Origin of the sequence: Brachyspira sp. (genome assembly GCF_050873525.1) — a bacterium.
Taxonomy (GTDB): domain Bacteria; phylum Spirochaetota; class Brachyspiria; order Brachyspirales; family Brachyspiraceae; genus Brachyspira.
On the sequence record NZ_JBNMIZ010000013.1, the window covers coordinates 1 to 25,078 of the forward strand.

Sequence of the window (25,078 nt, forward strand, 5' to 3'; positions counted from 1 at the left end):
ACTTAACGCATAAACATAAAAGGAAAATGTAATATGACCTTTGTAAATTTATACAGTGACCAGTTCAGTTCAGTTCAACTTTGCATTTTTTTATTCGTTATGTTTACCGTTTAGTAAATCGTTATATATATCTTATTTCAAAGCTAATTTGCGTTTAGTCTTAAGCGCTTATTATAAAATTTATTTTCAAGGAGTTAAGTCATGAAAAAGCTTAATTTAATTATTTTACTTACTATGATATTGTTAATATCATGTTCAAAAGGCGGGGACGCGAATAAAGAAGAGCTAATAATATATTGCTCGCATCCTTTGGACTTAATGAATACTATTTTGGACGATTTTAAATTGAAAAATCCCGAAATAAAAGTCGATGTGGTAACCGCAGGAACGGGAGAACTTCTAAAAAGAATAGAAGCGGAAAGAGAAAATCCTTTGGGAGACGCGCTTTGGGGCGGAACTCTAAATAGCGTAAAATCAAAAAGCGATTTATTTGAAAATTATGTTTCGACTAACGAAGCTAATATTTACGATGAGTTTCAAAACGCTGAAGGAAATTTTACAAGATTTTCGGCAATTCCAAGCGTCATTATGGTAAATACTAACTTAATTGGAAATATAAAAGTCGAAGGCTATGCCGATTTACTTAATCCCGCATTGAAAGGAAAAATTGCAGCAGCAGACCCCGCATCCTCTTCTTCCGCATTCGAGCATCTGGTTAATATGCTTTACGCTATGGGAAATGGAAATCCTGAAAACGGTTGGAATTATGTTCAAAAACTTTGCGCAAATTTAGACGGCAAATTATTAAGCGGTTCTTCAGCGGTTTATAAAGGCGTAGCAGACGGAGAATACGCGGTTGGTTTGACTTATGAAGAAGGCGGAATTAGTTATGTGGTATTAGGTTCGCCTGTAAAAGTTATATATATGAAAGAGGGCGTAATCTCAAAACCTGACGGAGTTTATATTATTAAAGGCGCTAAAAATTTGGAAAACGCTAAAAAATTTATAGATTATTGCGTTAGTTTAGACGCTCAAAATATTTTAATCAATAAAGTAAATAGAAGAGCTATAAGAACGGATGCCGATTCTTCCGAAGTGGTAATACCTATGACGGAAATTTATTCGATTACGGACAATCCAGATATTGTAGAATCGAATCGTCAAAAATGGCTCGATAAATTTAGAGATATTTTTACAAGTATTTAATTATTCAAAAATAAAAAATTTAAAACAAAGGAGAAATTAAAAAATGAAACGAATAATTATAACTATTTTATTTGTATTGGGTTTATTCTACGGTTGCTCGACTGAAAAATCTGATACGGGAGAAAACTCTCTTGTAATTTACTCCCCACACCCTTTAAGTTTTCTTAATGCATTGGTAGATGATTTTAAGGCTAAAAATCCCGGTATAAATGTTGAGTTAATAGGAGCGGGAAGCGGAGAACTTCTTAAAAGAGTCGAATCCGAAAAAGATAATCCTTTGGGAGATGTTCTTTGGGGCGGAACTGTAACAATAGTAAAACCAAAAGCGTTCTTATTTGAAGATTTTGCAACTACTAATTCTGAAAATATACCATATAAAAATATTGAGGGACCGCTTACAAGATGCACAGTTGTTCCAAGTATATTAATGGTAAATACTAATTTAGCTAAAAATATAAAAATTGAAGGCTATGAAGATTTATTAAATCCCGCTTTGAAAGGTAAAATTGCTTTTGCCGACCCTGCAGCCGCTCAATCTCCTTTTGAGCATTTGGTTAATATGCTTTATGCTATGGGAGGAGGAGATACTGAAAAAGGCTGGGATTATATTCGAAAATTCTGCGCAAATTTAGACGGTAAATTATTAAGCGGTTCTTCCGCTACTTATAAAGGCGTTGCGGACGGAGAATATACCGTTGGTTTAACTTTTGAACAAGGCGGAGTTGATTATGTGGCTTGGGGTTCGCCCGTAAAAGTTGTATATATGAAAGAGGGCGTAATATCAAAACCTGATGGAGTTTATATTATCAAAGGCGCTAAAAATATGGAAAACGCTAAAAGATTCGTAGATTATATTACGAGTTATGACGCTCAAAAAATGATTAATGAAAAATTAAATCGAAGAGCCGTCCGAAGCGATTTGCCACCTTCCGATTTATTTGTTCCTATAGAAGATATAAATATAATATATGACGATGAGGATTTGGTAGTTGCCAATAAACAAAAATGGCTCGATAAATTTAGAGATATTTTCACAAGCATTTAATTATTCAAAAATAAAAAATTTAAAACAAAGGAGAAATTAAAAAATGAAAAGAATAATTATAACAATTTTATATGTATTAGGTTTATTTTATTCTATTATGGGTTGTTCTACTCAAGAACAGGATACGGGAAATTCGCTCGTAATTTATTGTCCGCATCCTTTAGAGTTTATCAATCCGTTGGTTGAAGATTTCAAGGTTCAAAATCCCGGCGTAAATGTCGACATAATAGCCGCGGGAGTCGGAGAACTTCTTAAAAGAGTCGAATCCGAAAAAGATAATCCTTTGGGAGATATACTTTGGGGCGGAAGTTTGAATACCGTAAAACCGAAAGTGGATTTATTTGAAAATTACACTTCAACAAACGAAGAAAATATTTCCGCAGAATATAAAAATGTGGAAGGAGCTATAACCCGATTTACTACTATTCCAAGCGTATTAATGGTAAATACCAATTTAGCGGGAAATATAAAAATCGAAGGTTATGCCGATTTATTAAATCCAGCATTGAAAGGTAAAATTGCTTGCGCCGACCCTTCCGCATCTTCTTCATCTTTCGAGCATTTGGTTAATATGCTTTTTGCTATGGGAAACGGAAATCCCGAAAGAGGCTGGGATTATGTTCAAAGACTTTGCGCAAATTTGGACGGAAAATTATTAAGCGGTTCTTCCGCGGTTTATAAAGGCGTAGCGGACGGAGAATATACGGTAGGTTTAACTTTTGAAGAAGGCGGCGCTAATTATGTAGTCGCAGGTTCGCCCGTGAAATTGGTATATATGAAAGAGGGCGTTGTTTTCAAACCTGACGGAATTTATATAATAAAAAACGCTAAAAATATGGAAAATGCCAAAAAGTTTGTAGATTATGCCACAAGTTATGAAGCTCAAAAAACTATTAACGAAAGGTTAAATAGAAGAAGCGTTAGAAACGACTTGCCTCCTTCCGATATATTGCTTTCCGTTGATAAAATAAATGTAATAAACGATAACGAGGCTTTAGTTGAAGCTAATAAACAAAATTGGCTAAATAAATTTAAAGACATATATACGGGAATTTAATATTTGATTTATATATTATAAATTGAATATTAATAAAAATTTAAATAATAAAAAATAAAAATAATTAAAATAAAATAAAAAGAGGATAAAATGAGCGTATCAATATCTATACAAAATGTGGTTAAAAGATATGACAAATTAACCATAATACCGAATCTCTCGCTTGATATAAAAAACGGAGAATTTTTTACTTTACTTGGACCTTCGGGCTGCGGTAAAACTACCCTTTTGCGTATGATAGCGGGGTTTAACTCCATAGAGGACGGAACGATAAAATTTGACGAGGATATTATAAATGAAATACCCGCGCATAAAAGAAATATAGGAATGGTATTTCAGAATTACGCCATTTTTCCTCATATGACTGTCCGAGAAAATGTGGAATACGGATTAAAATTGAGGAAAGAAGATAAAGATTCTATGAAGAAAAAAGTTGACGAAATGCTCGAAGTCGTAAAGATAGAAGAATATCAAAATCGACTACCCGAAAGATTATCTGGCGGGCAACAGCAAAGAGTCGCATTGGCAAGAGCTATAGTTATAACTCCAAATGTTCTTTTGATGGACGAACCGCTTTCAAATTTGGACGCTAAATTGAGAATAGAAATGAGAAGCGCCATAAAAGATATACAAAGGCATGTGGGAATAACTACTGTATATGTAACTCATGACCAAGAGGAAGCTTTAGCAGTATCCGATAGAATAGCGGTAATGAAAAACGGAGTAATACAGCAAGTTGGAAATCCAGTTTCTATTTATTCTCGTCCTTCAAATGTATTCGTAGCCACATTTATAGGACATTCAAATTTATTTTACGCGAAGATATATAAAACGGCAAGCGGAAGCGGTTTAATATTCAGATGCGGATATAAATTAGAAATGAATAATTTAATAGACATCGAAGACGGAAAAGAAGTTATAGCGGCGATAAGACCAGAAGAATTTAGTTTGGCAAAAAACGGAGAAGAGAGTATAAAGGCAAAAGTAATTTCAAAAACTTTTTTAGGAAAATATATAAACTACTCTTTATTATTTGGCGATGACGAGATTATTCCCGAACAGCCAAGTATAGAATATTCTCAAGATTCGGCTTCGCTCGATAAAATATACGAAATAAACGAAACGATAAATTTAAAGCCTAATCCTAATAAAATAAATGTGTTTACGCTCGATATGGAAAAAAGTCTTATAGAAGGAGTGAAAAAATATGAATAAAAAATTTAGAATGGATTTTTGGACTTCGATTACTATTATAATAGCGTTAGTATTCGCTTTATTTTTGGTATATCCTTTGTTTTCTTTATTTATGAGCAGCTTTAAAAATCCCGAAACGGGAGCTTGGACTTTTGATAATTTTCTCAAATTTTTTAGTAGAAAATATTATTACCAAGCGCTTGGAAACAGCTTTTTGGTGACTATATGCGTAACGATATTGGCAATACTTTTGGGAACTCCTATGGCATATTTTATGAACGCGTATAAAATCAAAGGAAAAACTTTTTTGCAAATTTTAATTATTATATCTATGATGTCGCCCGCGTTTATCGGCGCGTATTCATGGATACTTTTACTTGGAAGAAGCGGAGTAATAACTAAATTTTTTGCAAATTTTGGAATAACGACTCCGACTATATACGGATTTGGCGGAATACTTTTGGTTTTTACTCTTAAATTATATCCTTTTATTTTCATGTATGTTTCTGGAGCATTGAGTAAAATAGATGTTTCTCTTATGGAAGCGGCTGAAAGTTTAGGCTGTTCGCCTTTTAAGAAAGTCGCGACTATTGCAATACCTTTAATAACTCCGACAATCTTGGCGGGAGCTTTACTTGTATTTATGAACGCTTTGGCGGATTTCGGAACTCCTATGCTTATTGGCGAAGGATTTAGAACCATGCCAACAATGATATATTCCGAATTCGTAAGCGAAGTCGGAGGAAATGCAAACTTCTCCGCGTCTATGGCAAGTATAATGGTATTCATAACCGCTATGATGTTTATAACTCAAAAATATTTCGTTAATAAAAAATCGTTTACTATGAGTTCTATGAATCCGATAAAACCTAAAGAAATAAAAGGAGTAATGTCCGTATTCGTTCATGTATTTTTATATTTAATAGTATTCCTTTCAATAATACCGCAAATTACGGTTATATATACTTCTTTTTTAAAGACAAACAGAGCGGTATTTGTAAAAGGATTTTCTTTAGATAGTTATATTACAATATTTTCTTCGCTTGGAACTTCGATAAAAAACACATACCTTTACGGACTTATAACTATATTTATAATAGTAATAGTGGGAATGTTTATAGCCTATATATCAATCAGAAGAAAAAATATACTTACAAATATAATAGACACTATAACGATGTTTCCTTATATAATTCCAGGTTCGGTTTTGGGTATAACTTTACTTTTGGCTTTTAATAAACCGCCAATTATATTAAGTGGAACGGCTACCATAATAATAATTTCTTTGGTTATAAGAAGAATGCCATACACTTTAAGGTCGAGTTCAGCAATACTCTATCAAATAAGCGTAAGTATGGAAGAGGCTTCTATAAGTTTGGGCGCTTCGCAGGTTAAAACTTTTTTTAAGATAACTGCAATGATGATGCTTCCAGGTGTTATGTCGGGCGCTATTTTAAGTTGGATAACCGTAATTAACGAATTAAGTTCTTCGGTAATATTATATACGGGCAAATCGAGGACTATGGCTGTTTCTATTTACCAAGAAGTTATAAGGGCAAGCTATGGAACGGCGGCGGCTTTATCCACTATACTTACAATATCCACTATTGTATCTCTTATAATATTTTTTAAATTGACGGGTAAAAAAGAAGTTAGTTTATAATAGTAGCCGTTTTTATCGATAAAATAAAAGAGAATTTTAAAAAATAAATAAAATTTAAAATCTTTTATATAAAATAATATTATTTGGCTAAAATATTAATTATTTATTTTGAAGTAGATTAAAATAAAAAATATTACATGGAATTTTTATTTTTACTATTATACTTTTTATTCAGGTTTCAATTGATAAAATTCCCATAAATTTAAAAAAAATTTTTTAAACGCTTGACAAATATTTAATTATATATTATACTTAATGCATAAACATAAAAGGAAAATGTAATATGTCTTTTGTAAATTTATACAGTGACCAGTTCAGTTCAACTTTGCATTTTTTTATTTGTTATGTTTACCGTTTAATAAATCGTTATACATATCTTATTTCAAAGCTAATTTGCGTTTAGTCTTAAGCGCTTATTATAAAATTTATTTTCAAGGAGTTAAGTCATGAAAAAGCTTAATTTAATTATTTTATTTATTGCGGCATTGATATTGTCATGCGGTGATAAAACAAAGTCGGAGAATTCTAATGCGTCATCCGATTCTAAAAAAATTGTTTTAATAACTATGGATTCGATAGACGAGCATTGGTTATCCGTAAGAAACGGGGCGGAGGACAAAGTTAAGGAGTTAGGAAATATTGAGTTAATATTTAGAGCGCCTGCTGGAAAAACCGACCCTAACGAACAAACTCGTATGGCGGAAGATGCAATAAATCAAAAGGCGGACGCTATTCTTTTAGCTCCAAGCGACCCAGCGGCTTTAGCGCCAGTTGCGGCTAAAATTAAAGAGGCAAATATTCCTCTTATTTTAATTGATTCGGCTCTTTCTACGGAAGATTATGACGCTTTCTTCTCTACGGATAATGAAGCGGCTGGAGCATTGGCGGGCGAAACTTTTGCAAAATTAGTAAACGGAAGAGGCAAGATTGGTATTGTTCATGCTCAACCGTCTTCTACTACCGCTATTGCAAGAGGAAAAGGTTTTGAAACTAAAATAAAAGAAATAGCTCCAAATATACAAGTAGTTTCCGTTCAATATTCGGATGGAGATAAAGCGAGGGCTTTAAATATAGCTACCGATATAATGACGGCAAATCCAGATTTAGTCGGTTTCTTTACTTCAAACGAAGGTTCGACTATTGGCGTGGCAAGAGCAATAGAAGATATGGGTAAAAAAGACAGCATTATGTTGGTAGGTTTTGACAAATCGCAAGATACCATAAGAGCTTTGGAAAACGGAACATTGAAAGCTACGATAGTTCAAAATCCTTATAAAATGGGATACGAAGGAATACAAACCGCCGTTGATATTTTAGAAGGTAAAGAAGTATCAAGATTAACGGATACTGGCGTAAATGTCGTAACTTTAGAAAATATTGATACTATAAAATAATTATTTTAAGAAAAAGCGTATAGAGTTTTTATATTCTATACGCTTATATTAATAACTTAATTAAAATAAAGGATTAATTTTGTCTAATATTATAGGTATAGATATAGGCGGAACAAAAACTTCCGTTGTCATAAGCGATTACGAATTAAATATTATTGATAAAGAAAAATTTAAAACTTTGGCAAGTTTAAATACCTTAAATAAAATTTTAGAAATAATAAAAGAATATAAATTAAAATACGGAGAAATATCCAATATAGGAATAAGTTGCGGAGGTCCTCTTTCAAGTTCTAAAGGAATAATTATTTGTCCTCCTAATTTGCCCGATTGGAAAAATATTGAAATAGTTAAATATTTTTATGATAATTTAAATATTCCAGTAAGATTAGAAAATGACGCTAACGCTTGCGCTATTGCCGAATATTTATGGGGCGCTGGCAAAGACGCTAATAATATGGCTTTTCTAACTTTTGGCACAGGATTGGGAGCGGGGCTTATTTTAGATAATAAATTATATAGAGGTTCTTCGGATATGGCGGGAGAGATAGGACATATAAGATTAAATGAAACGGGACCTATAGGATATAATAAAGGCGGTTCTTTTGAAGGTTTTTGTAGCGGAGGCGGAATAGCGGAACTTTGCAAAATAAGAATGCAAGAAAAAAGCGATAATAAAAGCGTTGGAGAATTTATTGAATTATTTGGAGATAAACCTATTTCTGCGGAGATATTGGCAAATGCGGTTAAATCTGGAAATAAGTTTGCAATATCAATATTTGAAGAAAGCGCGTTTTATTTAGGAAAAGGAATTTCAATATTAATAGACATTTTAAATTTAGACAAAATAATAATAGGCGGAATATATACCAGAATGGAAGCGTTTTTTAAAGATATAGTTTTATCAGTAATTAAAGAAGAGGCTTTAAGATATAGTTCAGATTTTTGCAGTATAGAGCCTTCCTTTTTTGGAGAGGAAATAGGCGACTATTCTGCTTTAGCGGTTGCAATGAATAAATTATAATTAAAAGGAGATTTAATGTCCGACATAGTTTTTAGCGCTAAAAATATTTCAAAATCTTTTTTTGGAATTCCCGTTTTAAAGAATATTAATCTTGATATGAATAAAGGCGAAGTTCATGCGATTTTGGGTGAAAACGGGGCTGGTAAATCTACTCTTATAAAAATTATAGGAGGAATTTACGGATACGATTCGGGAGAATTATTTTTAGAAGGTAAGAAAGTCATTTTTAATAAAGCGGCGGATGCAATAAACAACGGAATTATTACTATACACCAAGAATTAAATATGTGCACTCATTTAACCGTAATGGAAAATCTTTTTCTTGCGAGAGAATATAAAAAAAGTTTATTCTTTTTGGACAAGAAAAAAATGAGAGAGAAAGCGCATGAATGGTTAAGTAAATTTTCTATGGAAGATGAAATAGATACGGTTGTAAAGAAACTGCCTATTTCAAAACAACAAATTGTGGAAATTGCAAGAGCGGTTTCGTTATCGTCTAAAGTTTTAATAATGGACGAACCGACTTCTTCGTTATCAAATAGAGAAACTGAAAAATTATTTGAAATAATAAATAATTTAAAATCCGAGGGAATATCTATCATATACATATCGCATAGACTCGAAGAATTGGAGTATATAGCGGATAGAATAACCGTATTGCGAGACGGAAATTTTATAATGAGTAAAGAATATAAGGATACCAATATAGACGAAATCATTTCCGCGATGGCGGGAAGAACCATAACCGATAAATATCCTAAAATAAATGTCGAATTAGGAGAGACAATTCTAAAAGTAGAAAATATTGTTTGCGAACCGTTTTTTAGAAATATAAGTTTTGAAGTTAGAAAAGGAGAGATATTAGGATTTGCGGGGTTAGTCGGAGCTGGAAGAACTAAAATAGCAAAATCGCTTTTTGGAGTATTTAAAATACAAAAGGGAGAAATATTTTTAAACGGCAAAAAAATAGGATTAAAAAATATAAAAGACGCCATTAAAAACGGAATAGTATATATTCCAGAAGATAGAAAACATGAAGGCTTGGCTTTGAAAATGAGCATATGGCAAAACGATATAATGCCTAATATGAAACAATTTTCAAATCCTATTTTCATTAAAATTAAAAATTTATTTAAATCTTTGGTTAAACTGCAAGAGGATTTAAAAATAAAAATGAGAACGCCAAAAGATAAAGTTCAATTTTTAAGCGGAGGTAATCAACAAAAAGTTATGATAGGAAAATGTATATTAAATAATCCGTTTTTATTTATTTTTGACGAACCTACAAGAGGGGTAGATGTAAATTCAAAAATAAGTATCTATAACATAATTAACGAGTTAAAAAAGTCAGGGCATGGAATAATGGTAATATCTTCGGAATTGCCAGAATTATTAGGTATATGCGATAAAATTATCGTAGTTTCTAACGGAAGGATTACGGGAGAAGTTTATCCGCAAGAAACGACTCAAGAAGAAATATTAAAATACGCCACTATAAATTATGATTTTAATATATAAAATTTAAATTAAGGAAAATAAAACATGAGAAAAATTTTTAGTTATATAAACAATAACGACCAATTAAAACAATTAATATCGATTATGATAGTATTAATAGCTATGATAATAGTTTTTTCTTTATCGTCTCAATATTTTTTTACTAAAAATAATTTATTAACTATCGCTTTACAATCTTCTATAATAGCCATAATTTCTATAGGACAAACTTTAGTTCTTATAACGGGCGGTATAGATTTGTCTCTTGGTTCTGTAATAGGGTTGTCAGGCATGACGAGTTCTTTATTCATGGTTGACGGTATGGCTATTCCTATCGCTATAATTTTGGGATGTTTAATAGCTACTACAGTCGGGCTTGTTAACGGACTTTTGATAGTTTACGGTAAATTACCTCCGTTTGTAGTGACTTTAGGAACAATGAGCATTGTAAAAGGCATTAATCTTTTATTAACCAACGGCATTCCAGTATCGGGACTGCCTAAAGAATTTTTAGTTGTGGCTGGAAATTCTTTATTCGGTTTATCAATACCCGTATGGGTTATGCTATTACTAACATTTATTTTTCATTATATGCTTACTAAAACTCCGTTGGGACTTCATATTTATGCATCTGGTTCAAATATACAAGCCGCTAAATTATCGGGCATCAATACAAATATCACCATTTTATTAGTGTATATATTTTCTGCTTTATTGGCGTCAATAGCGGGCATAGTATTTGCTTCAAGAGTTTTATCGGGACAACCTACGGCTGGTTCTGGTTATGAATTATATGCGGTAGCTTCTTCGGTTATCGGAGGAACAAGTTTAAGCGGAGGAGAAGGAATAATTGCTGGGACTTTGATAGGTTCTTTAATAATAGGAACTTTAAGAAACGGATTAAATTTAATGGGAGTATCCGCATTTTTACAAGAGGTTATGATTGGTTGCGTTATAATTGTAGCCGTTTTTATAGATAAAATAAAAGAGAATTTTAAAAAATAAATAAAATTTAAAATCTTTTATATAAAATAATATTATTTGACAATTTCAATTTATTAATTATAATATCAATAAATAGCAAAAAAATAATAAAGCAAAATGTCAAAATTAATTTTATTTCCCAACTCAAAAGCGAGAGACTATTATTTATATAGTTTATACAATTATTATTCGCTCGATATAACCGATTACAAAACTTTATCAGAATTTTATAGAATGTCCGTTGATAAATTTTTTAAAAAATATTCTATTGAAAATCAAATTTCGCGTTTGGAAGAATCGACTGCAATAATCAATTTATACGAAGCCTTGATTCAATTTACAAATAAAAATAAAAATTCTATAATAGCGAAACAAAATAAAAATTATGAACTCGCCTCACATATTTACAGTTTTATCGAAGAGACGACTTTTGCGAAAATTATAATCGGAGAAAATAACGAAGATTTGGATTTTTTGGAAGATATAAAAAAAATAATTTCAATATATAAATCAAATAACAAATCAAAAAATTTATTGGACGAATACGATATTTTTGAATTATTTATAAATGCTATAAATAAAAAAGAGATAAACGATTTTAAAGAATATGAGGAAATAGAAATTTATAATTTTGAAAGTTTGCCTTTAAGATATTCAATATTTTTGGAAGCGATTAAAAAAAATTATAATATCAATATAAAAGTTTTCATGCCTTATGATATTGATAAAATTTTTTCTAATTATAAAGAATTTTTTCAGGGAATTAGCGATTTAAAAAAATCCGACATCCAAGATTTTGCAAAAACTCTAATCAATAAAAACGATAAATTAAATAAATATAAAGAGCAGATAAAATTAATCTCTGGCTTTGGAATCAAACAGGAAATTGACACTGTAATAGACGAAGTTGTCCAACTCAAAAATTCTGGGATTCCTTTAAGCGACATTGCATTAATATTTTCGGACACTCAAAAATATAGAGAAGCGATAGCGGAAAGATTAAAAGAATGCGAGATAAAATTTAATCAGCGGAGAGGAAATTTTATTTGGAGAATGCCTCTCATTCCCGTTTTGACTTCGATATTTTTTATTTTAAGTAGAGAGCATGAAATCGATACGGACGCTTTGATAAAATTACTGTCGTCTCCTTATTTGACAAATATAGACGGAATCAATCCTTACGAGATAAGAGAATTATTATATCAAGAATTTAAACTTTTTCAAAAAATGCCTTTGAACGATTTTTTATACAAAATGGAAAATATTAAAGAAAAATATAAAGAGTTTTCAAATTCTATAATAGAATTAATCGAATTATTAAAAAAACTTATCACAGCCGACAGTTATAATAAAATAGGTTCGGTTTATATTGAAATTTTAAAATTCTTAAAAATAGATTTAATATTTGAAGAAGATATAGAAGACGAAAAAAATTACAATTCCGTTTATATAAAAAAAGACGAAATTTATTATAGAGATAATAATTCTTTGTCAATTTTTATAGAAATCGTTTTAAAACTTTCGGTTAGCGATAATTCTACGAAAATATCTCCAGCAGATTTTCATGAGGCTTTGAATCTTTTAATAAAAGACGAATATTTAAGAAACGAAGACAATAAAGAAATTTCATTAACGATAAGCAATTTATACGATGCGAGAGGACTTAAGGCAAAATATTTATTCATACTTGGAGCTAATAACGATTTTATAAGTAGAAAGCCCGACACATTTTTTATAAGCAATAAAATTAGAGAGAGTGTAAATAATAAATATAAAAAATATGTTTTCAATACACAAAATTTATTAAGCGATATTTCAAACGCTTTATTTTTGAATATTCTTTCTTCATGCTACGATAATACAACGGTTTATTTTTCGTTTAGATTAAAAGATAAAGACGGAAATTTGGAAATTCCTTTTTTCTATATTGAAGATTTATTTACGGAGATTACGGGCGAAGATTTTAAATTTGAAAATTTGAAAGAAAATAAATTTATTCAATTAATTTATAGAGAAAATTATATTCCAAACGGAGACAATATTCATAATCAAAAAGAAAATGCGATGAGTTTATTTTTATATAAAGAAAATTATAAATATCCTAATAATATCGTTTTCGATAAAAATATTAAAAGTGTGGTTAATTTGGTTTATGGCAAGGACGATATAATCGGCTGCTCCAATCCCGAAAATTTTATTTCAATCTTAAAAGAAGATTTGGAAAATATTATTTCCGTAAGCAAAATAAAAGAAATAATGGAATGTCCGATTAAATATATTTACACGAGATTATTTGAAAGAGATTCGGTTGATTCTTTGATTATGGGAATCGATTATATGGAAAAAGGAAGCGTTTACCATAATATTTTTGAAATTTTTTATAAGAAAGTAAAAGAAAAATTCAATAACGATTGCAAATTAAAAGAAGAAAATTTTGAATCTTACAAAATCATCTCAAAAGAAACCGTTGAAGAATGCCTAAATCAAATAGGCGTAATAAAAAATGATAATAATATCGACAGAGAAGTTATGGAAGAAGAAATTAATAATGTTATGGATTCTTTTATAAAATACGAAATCGATTTGGCGCAAAAGAGCGATTATATTCCAAATGATTTTGAAAAGAAAATAAACGAAATAGAAATATATTCTTATAATAATCATAAAATAAAAATAAGCGGACGAATCGACAGAATTGATTTTAGTTATTCGAGCGATAATAAAATAAACGGAATAAGAATTGTAGATTATAAAGCGAGTTCTTATAAAAAAGAATTAAAAAAAGGCATCTCTATCGAAGAGATTATTGACGCGTATTTACAGCCGATTTTATATTTAAAATTTGCAATAGACGAATATATAATAAAACCTTATAAAAAAAATAATGATGATTTTAATATAGACGAATTGGTAGAAAAATGCGAAGTAGTATTTGCGGTTTATAAAGAATCGGATATTGTCAATAAAGAAGATTATATTATTTTTGACGACAAAGAAATTCTTTTATCAATTTGCGGTTATAAAGACGGAGATTTTAATTTAAATAATTATTTCGATAGAATATTTAAAAATATTTTTGAAGATAAATTAATCGCCGTTTCGGGAAAAGAACAATGCTCGAATTGTATAAACTCTCAATATTGCGAATTTGTTTATAATGAGGAGTAGATTATAATTTTATTAGAATTTAAATTTTAAATATTGCCATTCCTAATTTTCTGCCGATAAAACATAAAATTAAACATACGAATATTGATAAAAATATATTTAAAAAACCTAATAATATTTTCCCGTTTTCAAACATAATAATTGTATCGAGCGAAAAAGTGGAAAACGAAGTAAAACCGCCAAATATTCCAACCGCTAAAAAATTATAAACTTGTATATTTTCTCTGAATAAAATCGAAACTAAACCTATGGCAAAAGAACCTAAAGCGTTTATAATCAACATAGAAAATGGAAAATGCGGATTTTTTATTAAAAGCATCAAACCGTATCTAAAAATCGCCCCGAAAATAGCGCCAAATCCTACAAGTATAAAATTTATTATCATAAAATTATTATATAATATTAATTAAAATTTCGATATAATCCACATTATAAACGATAAAACTATACTCGCTATTATACAGGTGACGATTGGAAAGGCGAAAGTAAAATTTTCTTTTTTGATTACAATATCGCCGGGCAGTTTTCCAAAAGGAAGTTTTATATTCAAAAGCATTAATATTCCGATTATAACCGCTATTATTCCAACGGCTATCAATAATTTTGCAAAATAATTATTCATAAATTATTCGGACATCCTTTTATTTAATTTTTCTATATCTTTGTCATGTCCCGCAATTACTAAAATATCGCCTTCGATTAAAGATTCGTCAGGGTCGGGAGTGCAGTCAACGGTAATTTTTTTTTCTCCCAAAATGCTTATCGCTTCTTTTTTAATCGCCACGACATTTATTTTATATTTTTTCCTCAAATCCAATTCTTTCAAATTTTTTCCCGCAAGTCCCGAATGAACGGGAAATTCCACTATTGAATGATATTCCGTCAAATCGTATAAAAGCAATGAATCTCCGACTTCGAGCTGTTCGGCTATATGAATTCCCATCGATTCTTCGGGGCTAACCAAATGAGTGACTCCAATCATGCTTAATATTGCTTTATGTTTTTCGTCCGAATATCGCGCTATTATATTTTTTACATTTAATTCTTTTAAAATAAGAGAAGTTAAAATGCTCGTCATCATGTCTTCGCCTATCGTCACTATAACGGCGTCAAATTTATTTATTTCTATCGATTCCAAAGCTTCTTTTTGAGTGGAGTCTAGTCTTATCGCTTGAGTGACATTATTTTTTATCGCTTCGATTTCGTTAATATCGTTGTCTATCGCTAAAACTTCAACGGAAGGTTTGCCCATAAGTCTGTTTATCAAAGCCTTTCCTAATGTGCCGACTCCAATAACGGCATATTGCAACATAAAAACCTCTCAAAATAAATTTATCAATTAATTATAGTTTAATAAAAAAATTTGTCAAAAATTTTATTAAATATACATAGTCATTTAGATATTTTTTACTATAAATATTTGTGATATTAGTTAATTATAATTATTGACAATTTTTACTTATATTATAAATTTTTAGTTAACAAAAGTCGCTTGATTATGGTTATAATTATTATATAGATAGTAAGTAATTATCGGCTTTAAATAATATGGGATAAAAATTTAAAAATAAAAATTGCGAGCCTATGACAATTTTAATTGTCATAGCCTTTAAGCGAGCAATTTTTATTAAAAAACGGAGGAAGTATGGCTAATAAAGGAAGAGTAATAATCGATAAAGAAGAATGCAAAGGATGTTCGAACTGCGTTTCAGTTTGTCCGACTAAAATATTATATTTGGATAAGGATAATATGAATTCTTGGGGATATTATCCAGCATCTGTTACCGATATGGAAAAATGTATCGGATGTGCCAACTGCGCTATGATGTGTCCAGATTTATGCATAACTGTGGAAAGATTAGATAATTTAGTAAAAAAGGAGAAAAAATAATATGGCTAAAAAATTAATGAAAGGAAACGAAGCTATGGCAACGGCTGCAATAGCGGCGGGATGCAGATGTTTTTTCGGTTATCCTATAACTCCTCAAAACGAAATACCCGAATTTATGTCTAAAGCTATGTTTGAATCGGGAGGTTATTTCGTTCAGGCGGAGAGCGAACTTGCGGCGATTAATATGGTTTACGGCGCGGGCGGAGCGGGAGCGAGAGCTATGACTTCTTCGTCTTCGCCTGGAATAGCTTTGAAACAGGAAGGAATTTCTTATCTTGCAGGAGCGGAAATTCCAGCGGTTATACTTAATGTTATGCGCGGAGGACCGGGACTTGGCGGAATACAGCCTTCGCAAAGCGATTATAATATGATGACTAAAGGCGGAGGAGACGGCGATTATAACTGCCCAGTGCTTGCCCCTTCAAATTTGCAGGAAGCGAGCGATATGGTTATGGAAGCTTTCGATTTAGCTGATTATTATAGAACTCCCGTTTATGTTGCTGCGGACGGTTTTATCGGGCAGATGATGGAACCAGTGGAAATAATTTATAAACCAAAATACAAAATTAAAGAAAAAACTTGGGCTACAAACGGAACGAGAGGAAAGAGAGAAAAAAATATAATTAATTCTTTATATTTGGACGCCGAATTATTATATAAACATAATTTGCATTTGCAGGAAAAATATAAAGAGATTAAAGAAAAAGAAGCGAGAGCGGAAAAATATTTTACCGAAGACGCCGATATTATACTGGTTTCTTACGGAACGATGTCGAGAGTTTGCAGAAGCGTAGTTGACAATTTAAGAAAAGAAAATAAAAAAATCGGAATGATAAGACCGATGACTTTGTGGCCATTCCCAGAAAAAGAATTTAAAAATAATAATTGCAAAATGTATATAAGCGTTGAAATGAGCATGGGACAGATGGTTGACGATGTGAAATTGGCATGCGAATGCAAAGTTCCCGTTAAATTTTTCGGAAAAGCTGGAGGAGTAGTTCCGACTTCGCATGAAATAACGGACGCAGTAAAAGAATTAGCTGGAGGAATATTATGATAGTTTTTGAAAAATCAAAAGGTTTAACTAACGACAGAACGCATTATTGCCCTGGTTGTATGCATGGAACTTCGCAGAGAATAATTGCCGAATGTCTAGAGGAGCTTAATGTTTTGGATAGAGCGGTTGGAATAGCTTCGGTTGGATGCAGCGTTTTGGCTTATAAATATTTTAACTGCGATATGCAGCAAGCGGCACATGGCAGAGCGCCTGCGGTTGCAACGGGAATCAAAAGAGCCGTTCCAGATTCTGTAGTATTTACTCTTCAAGGAGACGGAGATTTGGCGGCTATAGGAACTGCGGAAATAATTCATGCGGCGGCGAGAAGCGAAAATATAACGGTAATATTTTTGAATAACGCCATTTACGGAATGACGGGCGGACAAATGGCGCCAACGACTTTGGAAGGACAAAGAACAACGACTACTCAAGCGGGAAGAGATTTTCACAGAGCGGGAAAACCGATAAGAGTATGCGAAATGCTTGCCACAATAGAAGGCGCTACATTCGTTGAAAGAGTCGCTTTGGATACTCCAGCGAATATAAGAAAGGCTAAAATGGCGACTAAAAAGGCTTTTGAAAATCAAATTGCGGGAAAAGGTTTTTCAATAGTGGAAATGCTTACAAGCTGCACCACGAATTGGGGAATATCTCCAACGGAATCGCATCAATGGATAAGAGATTATTTGATTCCTCATTATCCTATGGGAAATTTTAGAAACGATTAATTAAAGGAGTAATTTATGAAAACGGAAAGAATTATTTTTGCAGGATTCGGCGGACAGGGAGTTATGTCTATGGGACAAATGCTCGCCTATGCGGGAATGATAGAAAATAAACATGTCACTTGGTGTCCTTCATACGGTCCCGAAATGCGCGGAGGGACAGCAAACTGTTCGGTTGTAATAAGCGATGAATTAATCGGTTCTCCGTTAATATCGCATGACGCGACTGCCGCGGTTATAATGAATCTTCCTTCTCTAACGAAATTTGAAAAGGATATTTTGCCCGGCGGAGTTCTTTTAATAAATTCTTCTCTTATAGAAAAAAAATCTTCAAGAGACGATATAAAAGTAGCCTATGTGGAAGCGAATAAAATAGCGGGCGATTTGGGAAATTCAAGAGCGGCAAATATGGTTATGCTCGGCGCTTTGCTTTCTTTGGACAGTATAGTTTCGTTTAACAGCGTCCAGCAGGCTTTCTTAAAAGTATTCGGCGAAAGGAAAAAAGAATTTCTTCCTGGAAACGAGAAGGCTTTGAATGCGGGAGCGGAATCGGTGAAGAATTTGGTTTCTTAAAAAATAAGTTCAGAATATTAGAATAAAAGCTATCGGGTTTAACTCGTTAGCTTTTGTTTTTTATTTAAATTTTATAGAATTTTTTTTAAAAAAATTTATTTAAAGTATTGACATATTTTTAAAAGATGTTATAATTTGTCCATAAAATAAAACAACCGAAAGAGAACATTTCGGAATAAACTAATTTAACGGAGGATAAGTTTCATGAACTCAACTCAACTCAACTCAACTCAACTCAACTCAACTCAACGGCTATAACTATGCTTTAATCAATAGTTATTCCAAAAAAATTCTAATCACATTATTATCATTAACATTATTATTTTCAATTAGCTGCAGTAATGAAGGAACGACTGGAGGCGGTAATCCCGTAAATGTTGCGAATGCAGAATTTTCAGGCACTCTAAATAGCATATCTTTAGATGGACAAGGATGGACTCAAGACCAAGTAGATGCTATGGTAACTCCTAATCCATTTACATTAGTAATAGAGAACAATAAAGTTGGATGCAGTTATATAACGCAAAAACAATTACGTTATATTAATAGTTCCAATCCTAATGTAGTGGAAGCGGATTCAACAACGGTGGCAGATGAAGGAACTGAAGGTGAAACGACTTATACGGCATATGTAAAAATAACTCTTGATGATGCCAATAATCCTACAACCGCAACAGTTGAATATCGTTTAGATTTTAATTGCCCTGCATATGCCGCCGCAGGTATGAGCGCTACTTTTACGGCTATATATGGAGGCACTTTAGATAAAGTTGTTTCGTCAGGCAGTTAATTTGATAATATAATTTTAATTCACGCATTCAAGAAACGGTTTATACTTAACAGTGTAAGCCGTTTTTTATAAGTCATTGCGAGCGAGTGAAACAAAGCGAAGCAATCCAAAATAATAAAATTTATTTTTCTGTGGATTACTTCGCTATCGCTCGTAATGACAATTATTTTTTGCACCGTCATTGCGAGCCGAACGAAGTAAAGGCGTGGCAATCCAAATAAAATAGATTACTTGGCGACTGCCAGACTTCACTCTGTGTGCCGTTGGCAAGTCGCAGACTTTACAACTCCTCGTAATGACAAAAATAAAAAATTTAGTCCGTTTTTATTTTATATAATTTATCATTTCAAAAAAATTAGAATCTCTCGTCTTTCAAAAGATTATTAAATTGGTCTCGAGAATAAACTATAATTTTATCGTTATGAGAAACATAACTTCTCGCGCTGTTGCTTAATTCGATTGGAACTATCAATATTCCTTTTTTGGCGTCAACTTCATTAACCATCATAAAAAAATCTCTAACCATAAGTTCGCCGATTAAAGATTTTTTCCATCGTTTGAAAGATATTAAAGTCAATTCTTTTTTACTGCCGTTAATGTTGTATGCCAAATAATTAACTTCGTCTCCGTTGCCACTATTGAAATTATCCTCGTATTCTTGAGTTATTACATAAGAAAGTTTTGAGGTTATTATACTTTTACAGAGTTTTTTGAATTCTCCTATATGCAAATCGTAAATTTTATCGACTTTTTTTATTGTGGTTTCGGGTTTATAAGATTCGCTCGAGTCTATCGCGTTTTTTAATTCTTCTAATATTCTTGCGTTTATATTAATAGTTTTTTCAACTTGTATCAAATTCGATATATAAGACAAATCAACAAAAGATTTTTCCCAAGTATTAATAGCGTCTTCCCAAGTTTCTATATTCGCTTTATCAATATATTTTTCGTAGTTATCGTTTATATATCTGTTGTCGTCCAAATCGCTTTTTTCTTTTCTTAAACGAGTAAGCTGAACCGTAGCTTTATCTATTTGATTCAAATATTCGAGTATCGTGTCAATATCGTAAATTTCAAATCTAGGTTTATTAAACGATTTTACCGTTTCAAAATATTTTGTAGAAAGTTCCATGTATCTTAAAAAATAAGAATAAAAAGAATAATCCAATATCAAATCGGCATAATCGACATTCGCGTCCTTTAAATAAAGTTCGTATAAATTATCGTAAACTTTTTTAAATCTTTCGTTATCGCCCAATTTATAAAGAATAAACAAATACATTTTATTGATATAAAATTTAAAATCGTTGTCTATATTTTTTTCCATTAAAATCGATTCTATAAAAGATTTTGCAATATTGAGTTCGTCAACCGTTATATAAAGCGAGATTAAACTTTTTTCCACATTTTGAACTTCTTCAGAATTCCTATTTAAGTATTTTAATATTCTTTTATAAAATTCTTCCAAACATTTTATAGATTTTTTATAATCTTTAATATTGAAAAAAGAAAACGCGGCAACTTTAAGACTTTCGATTTCAAATTCGTTTTTTGAGAACAAGGCTTTATTAAAATAATTTGACGCTACCAAATTATAGCCGTTTTCTCCGAGTATAGTTCCGATTTTTATCAAATAAAAAGTGTTTTCGGGTTCTAATTTTATTATTTTGGCGGAATATATAAAACTTTTGTCTTTTTCTCCCAATTTATCGTATTTGTCTTCAAGTCTTTTGCATATTTGAAGTTTTTCAAAGTTTCCCAAATATCCGATTTCTATAAGTTTTTCGTATCTATCTATCGAGGATTCGTAATCTCCGACTTCGTCTTCGAGATGGGCGAGCTGCGACATGGTATCGTAATCTTCGGGATTATTTTCCAAGACTTTTTTCAAATCGTTTATTTTTTTTAATGTATTTTTTCTAATGAGAGCTTTATCTTTTCCTACGAAAAGTATTTTAATCGCAAATAAAACTACGAGCAAAAAGCATAAAAAAGCTATACAGTAAAGAAGAACATCATACATTAAAAATCCTTATTAAAACAATTTAAAATTTAAAATATTACTTTACAAAATTATCGGAATTATTTATTATTTCTTTTTCATATTATTTTATATTTTTAAGCATTTCAATTACTATTTTTGCCGAATTTTCTGAAGCCTCGACAACGAATTTTGGAAAATCTACTATCGCATCGCTGTCGGCTTTATCGGATAATGAGCGAATAATTACAAATGGAATTTTATACATTAAAGCCGCATGAGCTACAGAAGCGCCTTCCATTTCTATCGCTCCCGCTTTGAATTTTTCTCTTATATATTTTACTTTTGCGCTATCTCCTACAAATTGGTCGCCTGTCGCTATCGTATCAATATATATTTTATTATTTTTAATTACTTTTTCGGCGGATAATTTTGCAAGTTCGATTAAATATTTGTCCGCTGGATAATAATTCGTATCGTAGCCTTTTACTAAAACGGTTAATTCGTCTCCGTCTAAAGCGCTTGTGTCAAAATCATGCTCGATTAAATCTTTTGAAATAACAATATCGGCTATATCGTAATTTGGATTGGAAGAACCCGCGACTCCTGTAAATATTATTTTTTTTACTTCAAATTTTTCTATCGCTATCGTTGTCGCTACGGCGGAATTAACTTTTCCGACTCCAGATTTCAATAAAACTATATCTTTATCGCATAATTTTCCTTTATAAAATAAAATTCCGGCAATTTCTAATTCTTCGATATTTTCGATTTTACTTTTTAAGTTGGTTATTTCTGAGTTCATCGCTCCGATTATAGCTATAGTTTCCATTTTATTTTTCCTTTCTAATTTAAGATTAATAATAAAATAAAGATAAAGTTAGCGGAGCTATAAGCCGCATTCTGTCTTGGATAAACATTTATCTTATCATTATATCGCTATAATGATTTAGCGAGCCACCTGAAACTTTGAAAAGGGCAATCTATATCGTTTCGTTTTGCTCTTGCCTCTCATGGGGTTTGCACTGCCATCTATGTTGCCATAAATGCGGTATGCTCTTACCATGCCTTTTCACCCTTACCCAAACGGGCGGTATATTTTCTGCTGCACTTTCCATAGACTTTCGCCTTCAAGCCGTTAGCTTGCATGAAGCCCTTTAGAGGTGCGGACTTTCCTCAATATTATTAACTTAAATATCGCGTTTATCCGCCCCGCATATTTATTTTTATGAATAATTTATATTATAAAGAGATTAAAAAGTCAATAATCGTTATTTTATTATTAATTTATTGACTTGCAAAAATAATTATTTATATTATAATATTTATCAAAATAAGTATAATTTATTTATTTTATATTTATAAAAATCACTTAAAATTTGGAGAATAGAATGAATATAAATAATAATGCCGCCCAATTAAAAAAAGATATTCTTGTGAGAATAACTACACTTTTTATTGAAGATAGACTTTTGGAAGATATAGATAAAATGCCTATTGAAATAATACCGAGAGACAGCAAATCGATAAGATGCTGCATTCATCATGACAGAGAAATTATAAAAAATAGAATTTTAGCGAGATTGGGAATAAGCGTGGAAGGAAAAGAAGACAGCGGAATTCCTTTGTCTCAATATGCAAAATTGGCTTTAGAAAGAGAAAAACCTACTTGGCCCATGCTTACCGTTTTGGACGAAGCTTGTAATGCCTGCGTTAAAGCAAATTTCATGGTGACAAACGCATGTCAGGCTTGTTTGGCGCGTCCTTGTATGGTAAATTGTCCTAAAAACGCTATAGATATTTTGGACGAAAAAAGAGCTTTTATTCATAGCGAAAAATGTATAAACTGCGGATTATGTTTGAAGAATTGCCCTTATCATGCGATTATTTATATTCCCGTTCCATGCGAAGAATCTTGTCCCGTAGGAGCAATTAATAAAAACGAATTTGGAAAAGAAGTTATAGATTATCATAAATGTATTTTTTGCGGAAACTGTATGAGAGAATGTCCTTTCAGCGCGATGATGGATAAAGGACAATTATTGGATGTATTGAAACATTTGAAAGACGATAGTAAAAAAGTTAATGTAATGTATGCTCCTTCGATTGCATCTCAATTCAACGCGAAACCAGGGCAGATAAAAAGCGCGCTTCTTAAAATAGGATTCAATAAAGTTTGGGAAGTGGCTTTGGGAGCGGATATAACATCCAACAAAGAAGCACATGAATTTGAAGAGAGAATGGAGCGAGGCGATAAACTTATGACAACTTCATGCTGTCCCGCTTATGTTAAGGCGGTTAGAAGACATGTTCCAGAGCTTATTCCTTGCGTATCGGAAACGAGAACTCCAATGCATTATACGGCGGAAATGATGAGAGAGGACGATTCGGAAGCGATTAATGTATTTATAGGACCATGTCTTGCAAAAAGAAGAGAAAGTATTGACGATGATTTGGTAGATTATTGTTTATCAATGGAAGAACTTGACGCTTTATTTATTGCCACTGGAACGGATGTTATGAAAGAACCCGATTTGAATATAGACGTTATTCCAACCTCTTCGGGCAGAAAATATGCCATGAGCGGAGGAGTAGCCGAAGCGGTAAAAATAAGATTAAAACATCCCGAAAAAGTTAAGCCTACCGTTATAGACGGATTGGATAAAGAAGGTATGAAACAGCTTAAAAACTTTGGAAAAATTCAATCGGGAGAGATGCCGATTCAAAACGACACTCCAAATTTGGTTGAAGTTATGGCTTGCAAAGGCGGATGCGTTGGAGGACCTTGTGTGGTTAAAAATCCTAAAGCCGCAACCGTTCAATTGCAGAGATATGCCGCTGACGGAGTGGAATTAGTGAGTAAATAATTAAAGAAATTTATTTTACACTGTTATTTTTTAATAATTTAATGTAATCTAAAACGGTTTTACCTTCGTTATTTTGAATATTAACATTGGCGTCTTTTTCTAATAGATATTCCACTATATCCAAATGTCCTTCTTTGGAAGCCTCCATTAAAGAGGTATAGCCATTATTATCTTTAGAATTAATATTCGCTCCATTTTCTACTAAATATTTAACAGTTTCCAAATCTCCCTTACGCGAAGCCAACATTAAAGCCGTCCAGCCTTCGTTATTTTGAATATTGACATCCGCTCCTTTTTCTATTAAATATTTAACCATTTCTAAATCTTCAGTATATATAGCCCACATTAAAGCTGTCCAACCTATATTATCTTTAATATTAATATCAGCTCCGTTTTCTACTAAAAGTTTTACTATCGCTAAATATTCTTTTGACGCGGAATATGTCAAAGCGGTTTTCCCATCATTATCTTTAATATTAACATTCGCTCCGTTTTCTATTAAATATTTAACCGTTTCCAAATCTCCATTATGCAAAGCCCACATTAAAGCTGTCCAGCCAATATTATCTTTAATCTCAGTATCCGCTCCGTTTTCTACTAAAAGTTTTACTATCGCTAAATATCTTTTTGACGCGGCACATATCAAAGCGCTTTCTCCATATCTATCTTTAATATTAACATCCGCTCCGTTTTCTACTAAAAGTTTTACTTTTTCTAAATATCCGTTCCTTGAAGCGTCAACCAAAGAATTTTTATTTTTGGAGTTATTACTAGATACTAATAATACGACTATGACTGATATAATACAAAATATAAAGAATAATGTTAACATAAATGTAGATCCTATTTTATAAATTAAATTAATTATTATTATAAATTATTTTTTATAAAATATAAAATATATATTTTAAAATAAATAAAAATTAAAATAAGGCTTAACAAAATTTTTTAATATGATATATTTA

General features: G+C 31.5%; 23 protein-coding genes and 1 other RNA gene. 16 read left to right on the top strand and 8 right to left on the bottom strand.

Annotation, left to right across the window (positions count from 1 at the left end; genetic code table 11):
* The first annotated feature begins 201 nt into the window (after positions 1–201).
* From ACR0QS_RS01885 to ACR0QS_RS01930, 10 genes are all read left to right on the top strand, one after another.
* Positions 202–1,206, top strand: a complete 1,005-nt coding sequence (locus ACR0QS_RS01885) for an ABC transporter substrate-binding protein (protein ID WP_432631751.1) — start codon at positions 202–204, stop codon at positions 1,204–1,206.
* Positions 1,207–1,249: 43 nt separating this feature from the next.
* Positions 1,250–2,251 (top strand): ABC transporter substrate-binding protein, encoded by a 1,002-nt coding sequence (locus ACR0QS_RS01890; protein WP_432631752.1) that lies wholly within the window; start codon positions 1,250–1,252, stop codon positions 2,249–2,251.
* A gap of 43 nt (positions 2,252–2,294) precedes the next feature.
* A complete protein-coding gene (locus ACR0QS_RS01895) occupies positions 2,295–3,308 on the top strand; it encodes an ABC transporter substrate-binding protein (protein WP_432631753.1) in 1,014 nt (337 codons plus the stop codon).
* A gap of 90 nt (positions 3,309–3,398) precedes the next feature.
* Positions 3,399–4,523, top strand: a complete 1,125-nt coding sequence (locus ACR0QS_RS01900) for an ABC transporter ATP-binding protein (RefSeq protein WP_432631754.1) — start codon at positions 3,399–3,401, stop codon at positions 4,521–4,523.
* Entirely contained in the window at positions 4,516–6,165 is a 1,650-nt protein-coding gene (locus tag ACR0QS_RS01905) for an ABC transporter permease (RefSeq protein ID WP_432631755.1), read from the top strand. The genes ACR0QS_RS01900 and ACR0QS_RS01905 overlap by 8 nt, the downstream gene beginning before the upstream one ends.
* 446 nt (positions 6,166–6,611) lie before the next feature.
* On the top strand, positions 6,612–7,559 hold the full coding sequence (locus ACR0QS_RS01910) for an ABC transporter substrate-binding protein (RefSeq protein WP_432631756.1): 948 nt from the start codon (positions 6,612–6,614) through the stop codon (positions 7,557–7,559).
* A 79-nt stretch (positions 7,560–7,638) separates the two neighbouring features.
* Complete coding sequence (locus ACR0QS_RS01915; RefSeq protein WP_432631757.1) at positions 7,639–8,580, top strand: ROK family protein; 942 nt, start codon at positions 7,639–7,641, stop codon at positions 8,578–8,580.
* A 15-nt stretch (positions 8,581–8,595) separates the two neighbouring features.
* The gene (locus ACR0QS_RS01920; protein WP_432631758.1) at positions 8,596–10,098 is read left to right on the top strand and encodes a sugar ABC transporter ATP-binding protein; all 1,503 of its coding nucleotides are present in this window, start codon (positions 8,596–8,598) and stop codon (positions 10,096–10,098) included.
* Between the two features lie 24 nt (positions 10,099–10,122).
* Complete coding sequence (locus ACR0QS_RS01925) at positions 10,123–11,082, top strand: ABC transporter permease (RefSeq protein ID WP_432631759.1); 960 nt, start codon at positions 10,123–10,125, stop codon at positions 11,080–11,082.
* Between the two features lie 96 nt (positions 11,083–11,178).
* Positions 11,179–14,229 carry a PD-(D/E)XK nuclease family protein gene (locus tag ACR0QS_RS01930; RefSeq protein ID WP_432631760.1) on the top strand — a complete coding sequence of 1,017 codons (3,051 nt, stop codon included), beginning with the start codon at positions 11,179–11,181 and terminating at the stop codon, positions 14,227–14,229.
* A gap of 19 nt (positions 14,230–14,248) precedes the next feature.
* On the opposite strand, the gene ACR0QS_RS01935 is transcribed toward ACR0QS_RS01930, so the two are convergent.
* Genes ACR0QS_RS01935 through ACR0QS_RS01945 form a run of 3 tightly spaced genes read right to left on the bottom strand, consistent with a single transcriptional unit; the run spans position 14,249 to position 15,541 of the window.
* Positions 14,249–14,614 carry a fluoride efflux transporter FluC gene (locus ACR0QS_RS01935; RefSeq protein ID WP_432631761.1) on the bottom strand — a complete coding sequence of 122 codons (366 nt, stop codon included), beginning with the start codon at positions 14,612–14,614 and terminating at the stop codon, positions 14,249–14,251.
* 21 nt (positions 14,615–14,635) lie between these two features.
* Positions 14,636–14,851: a DUF2905 domain-containing protein gene (locus ACR0QS_RS01940; protein WP_432631762.1), complete on the bottom strand. Its 216-nt coding sequence runs from the start codon at positions 14,849–14,851 to the stop codon at positions 14,636–14,638.
* Positions 14,852–14,854: 3 nt separating this feature from the next.
* On the bottom strand, positions 14,855–15,541 hold the full coding sequence (locus ACR0QS_RS01945; RefSeq protein ID WP_432631763.1) for a potassium channel family protein: 687 nt from the start codon (positions 15,539–15,541) through the stop codon (positions 14,855–14,857).
* A gap of 333 nt (positions 15,542–15,874) precedes the next feature.
* Here ACR0QS_RS01945 and ACR0QS_RS01950 point away from each other — a divergent pair, with 333 nt between their 5' ends.
* Genes ACR0QS_RS01950 through ACR0QS_RS01965 form a run of 4 tightly spaced genes read left to right on the top strand, consistent with a single transcriptional unit; the run spans position 15,875 to position 18,475 of the window.
* Positions 15,875–16,120 carry a 4Fe-4S dicluster domain-containing protein gene (locus tag ACR0QS_RS01950; RefSeq protein WP_432631764.1) on the top strand — a complete coding sequence of 82 codons (246 nt, stop codon included), beginning with the start codon at positions 15,875–15,877 and terminating at the stop codon, positions 16,118–16,120.
* 1 nt (position 16,121) lies between these two features.
* The gene (gene vorB / locus ACR0QS_RS01955; RefSeq protein ID WP_432631765.1) at positions 16,122–17,177 is read left to right on the top strand and encodes a 3-methyl-2-oxobutanoate dehydrogenase subunit VorB; all 1,056 of its coding nucleotides are present in this window, start codon (positions 16,122–16,124) and stop codon (positions 17,175–17,177) included.
* On the top strand, positions 17,174–17,905 hold the full coding sequence (locus ACR0QS_RS01960; protein ID WP_432631766.1) for a thiamine pyrophosphate-dependent enzyme: 732 nt from the start codon (positions 17,174–17,176) through the stop codon (positions 17,903–17,905). Before vorB ends, ACR0QS_RS01960 begins: the two co-directional genes overlap by 4 nt.
* A gap of 15 nt (positions 17,906–17,920) precedes the next feature.
* The gene (locus tag ACR0QS_RS01965; protein WP_432631767.1) at positions 17,921–18,475 is read left to right on the top strand and encodes a 2-oxoacid:acceptor oxidoreductase family protein; all 555 of its coding nucleotides are present in this window, start codon (positions 17,921–17,923) and stop codon (positions 18,473–18,475) included.
* A gap of 276 nt (positions 18,476–18,751) precedes the next feature.
* On the opposite strand, the gene ACR0QS_RS01970 is transcribed toward ACR0QS_RS01965, so the two are convergent.
* The gene (locus tag ACR0QS_RS01970; RefSeq protein ID WP_432631768.1) at positions 18,752–18,877 is read right to left on the bottom strand and encodes a hypothetical protein; all 126 of its coding nucleotides are present in this window, start codon (positions 18,875–18,877) and stop codon (positions 18,752–18,754) included.
* 55 nt (positions 18,878–18,932) lie between these two features.
* Here ACR0QS_RS01970 and ACR0QS_RS01975 point away from each other — a divergent pair, with 55 nt between their 5' ends.
* Positions 18,933–19,265 carry a hypothetical protein gene (locus tag ACR0QS_RS01975; RefSeq protein WP_432631769.1) on the top strand — a complete coding sequence of 111 codons (333 nt, stop codon included), beginning with the start codon at positions 18,933–18,935 and terminating at the stop codon, positions 19,263–19,265.
* Positions 19,266–19,620: 355 nt separating this feature from the next.
* Here ACR0QS_RS01975 and ACR0QS_RS01980 read toward each other — a convergent pair whose 3' ends face one another.
* The 3 genes from ACR0QS_RS01980 to rnpB all read right to left on the bottom strand — a co-directional run bounded on the left by ACR0QS_RS01980 (position 19,621) and on the right by rnpB (position 22,465).
* Complete coding sequence (locus ACR0QS_RS01980) at positions 19,621–21,288, bottom strand: restriction endonuclease (RefSeq protein ID WP_432631770.1); 1,668 nt, start codon at positions 21,286–21,288, stop codon at positions 19,621–19,623.
* A gap of 82 nt (positions 21,289–21,370) precedes the next feature.
* A complete protein-coding gene (locus ACR0QS_RS01985) occupies positions 21,371–22,078 on the bottom strand; it encodes a 5'-methylthioadenosine/adenosylhomocysteine nucleosidase (protein WP_432631771.1) in 708 nt (235 codons plus the stop codon).
* A 44-nt stretch (positions 22,079–22,122) separates the two neighbouring features.
* Positions 22,123–22,465, bottom strand: an RNA gene (rnpB, locus tag ACR0QS_RS01990) — RNase P RNA component class A.
* 172 nt (positions 22,466–22,637) lie between these two features.
* Between rnpB and ACR0QS_RS01995 the strand changes: the two genes are divergently transcribed.
* Complete coding sequence (locus ACR0QS_RS01995) at positions 22,638–24,113, top strand: 4Fe-4S dicluster domain-containing protein (protein WP_432631772.1); 1,476 nt, start codon at positions 22,638–22,640, stop codon at positions 24,111–24,113.
* 10 nt (positions 24,114–24,123) lie between these two features.
* On the opposite strand, the gene ACR0QS_RS02000 is transcribed toward ACR0QS_RS01995, so the two are convergent.
* On the bottom strand, positions 24,124–24,945 hold the full coding sequence (locus tag ACR0QS_RS02000) for an ankyrin repeat domain-containing protein (RefSeq protein WP_432631773.1): 822 nt from the start codon (positions 24,943–24,945) through the stop codon (positions 24,124–24,126).
* Between the last annotated feature and the right edge of the window lie 133 nt (positions 24,946–25,078).